This window comes from Komagataeibacter sp. NFXK3, from assembly GCF_054182245.1.
The window spans coordinates 1-2,451 of the sequence record NZ_JAPIVJ010000062.1 but is presented as its reverse complement, the minus strand read 5'-3'; the positions used below and the strand labels follow the sequence as shown (position 1 = coordinate 2,451).

The 2,451-nt window shown below is 61.9% G+C and carries 1 protein-coding gene and 2 pseudogenes; 1 reads left to right on the top strand and 2 read right to left on the bottom strand.

The window, feature by feature from the left end:
• The first annotated feature begins 571 nt into the window (after positions 1-571).
• Positions 572-1,939: a tyrosine-type recombinase/integrase gene (locus OQZ28_RS17390; RefSeq protein ID WP_053324182.1), complete on the top strand. Its 1,368-nt coding sequence runs from the start codon at positions 572-574 to the stop codon at positions 1,937-1,939.
• Positions 1,940-2,142: 203 nt separating this feature from the next.
• Here OQZ28_RS17390 and OQZ28_RS17385 read toward each other — a convergent pair.
• Positions 2,143-2,286 (bottom strand): annotated as a pseudogene (locus tag OQZ28_RS17385) (IS3 family transposase); the annotation flags it as partial.
• 22 nt (positions 2,287-2,308) lie between these two features.
• Positions 2,309-2,451: pseudogene (locus OQZ28_RS17380) on the bottom strand (IS630 family transposase); the annotation flags it as partial.

The following is a 2,451-nucleotide window of genomic DNA, read 5'->3' as shown; positions in this document are numbered from 1 at the left end:
ATCGAACACATCATCGAAGCCGCATGCACCGCATGGAACAACCTCACCGCCCTGCCACAGACCATCCGATCCATCGGCCTCAGAAAATGGGCTCATATAGGTCAAAGGTGATAGCCCGTAGTATTATACTCCCTGCCCAGTGGCTTCGGGCGTGTCTTGCTACGGCCAACCTAAGCGCCTGTATTCTTGCTGGTTATTTCCCATAACGATCACCCCACTCTCGGCTCCAAGTGATAGCGGGGGACTGCGCGGACTATGTCCGTTATGCGAAAGGCGAGCCAACCCACTTTTATGTCCGACATGAGGCGTAAGCGGACCCACACGTAGATAAAACTGTGATCGTGCTTTGTAACGTAATTAAGGGCTTTTTTCGCACCAATAAGGGACATTCGCATAATTAAGAGGATCAATAACGTGCTGAAATGTATAGGTATTCACTAATATAATTAAGGGTTTTCGACAAAAATCCCAAAATGCGCCTGTTTCCGAGCCTTTTCGCCAAGCCTGTCTGTGTGCCCCTTCCCTGCTGCCCAAGTGACGGCCAGGGGCCATACGCGCGGGCAAGCCTGCCATGCTGAGCGACGTCCGGATCCTCGGCGCCAGCAGGCGCGCGCAGGCCGCGCTGCACGACCGTGTTGACCCCCTGACGCGGCAGCGTCTGGCCGGCATCGAATTGCCGGACGGTACCTATTCCCCGGATACCCCCCTCGCCCAGAACGTGCCGTATGCGTCGGCGGCCCAGCAGATGGCTCAGGACCATGTGGCCGATATCCCATCAGGGTTTGAACTGGCCGTCGGGCTGGAAATCGATGATGGCACCCCCTGTTTCCTGGCCTGGTTCCGGCCGCTCCAGCCCGTAGGGGCCTGTCCCGGGACGGCAGACGCAGCGCCCCCTGCGCCGGTTGGCCAGCCACCTGCTGCCGTCGCGCAATGGTTTTCCGTCGTCTCGGCACAGCCCGTACCCGAACATGACGGCCGCCTGGCCACGGCCCGTCAGGCGGCCGATGCCTATATGCACCGCAGCAAGGCCGAGAACACACTGCGCACCTATCGCGCTGCCGTGCGGTCCTGGTGTCGCTGGGCGGCCGGTCATGCCCTGCCCGCCCTGCCGGCCCGCAGCGAGGATGTTGCCGCCTATCTGGCCGACATGGCGCTGCAGGGGCGCAGGACCAGCACCATCGACCTGCATCGTGCCGCCCTGCGCTACCTGCACCATCTGGCGCAGATTGCCGTACCCACCGCCCACCCGATGGTGACCGCAACCCTTGCTGGCATCCGGCGGGAGGCAAAGGAGACCCTGCCCCGCCAGAAAACCGCGCTCACCTGGGACAGGCTGGTCCGGGTCGTCGAGGCCATCAGTCCCCACGATCTGGTCGGTGCGCGGGACCGGGCCATTCTTCTGCTCGGTTTTGCCGGTACGTTCCGACGCTCCGAACTTGCCGCACTGAAAGCGGACGACCTTACGGTGGACGAGGATGGCATGCAGATCCGGCTGGGCCGGTCCAAGGGGGATCTCCAGCGCAAGGGCGCGCTGATCGGCATCCCGCGGGGCCTGACCCGGAACTGCCCGGTTCTGGCATACGAGACCTGGCTCCGGCAGGCCGGGATCACGGAAGGTCCGGTCTTCCGGCGCATCTGGTCCGCGCGGGACCGCAGGGCGGGCACTACTCCCGTCGGGACCCCGCCCAGGATCGGGCCGCACGCCCTGTCGGACCGGGCGGTCACGGACATCATCCGCAAGCGATGCGGCGACACCCACCTCGAGGGGGACTTTGGCGGGCACAGCCTGCGCCGCGGGGCCATCACCACGGGGGCGAAAGACGGGTATGATCTCCTGGAGCTGAAGCGCTTCTCGCGGCACAAAAGCCTTCAGGTCGTCGAGACCTATATCGACACGGCCAGCATCAAGGCCCGGCACCCGGGAAGATCGAGATTCTGAGACTGTCTTGACCCCTGCCGCCGGAGCGCTTCAACTCGCCTTCAACCGCAACACGTCAAGAGGAATCAAACAGAGGAAACAGCGTGATGGGAATGAACTGCCCCGGGTTTACCGGAGAACGATTTGTTCAATAATCAGGCAGTGATATCAAGCCTGCTCTGATCTGCGTAGAAGGCCCGTTCGACTTCGGCAGGAGGCCTATAGCCGAGTGGCGCCCGCAGGCGTTCGACAGTGCAACGCGCAACCTGCCACTTCTCACGCTGCAGGCCGTGCCAGATCTTGCGCGCACTATAAACAGCACGGTTGTCCCGCTAGATCCGGCGGATATGTTCCATCAGTTCCCCATCGTATCGAACACGTATGCTGGCCCTAGTGTCCTGATCGAGAAGTTTCGCTGATTTTGGTAGTACGGAGGCAGAATCGCTTGACGGCCTGCAGGATGTCGTCGGCGGATCTGGTCCATTTGAAGGGCTTGGGCTGTTCGTTATGGACGGCGATGAAAGCCCTGATGT

Bases quoted from the DNA above. Each gene is read 5' to 3' on its own strand.
- OQZ28_RS17390 (WP_053324182.1), top strand. From the start codon at position 572: ATGCTGAGCGACGTCCGGATCCTCGGCGCCAGCAGGCGCGCGCAGGCC.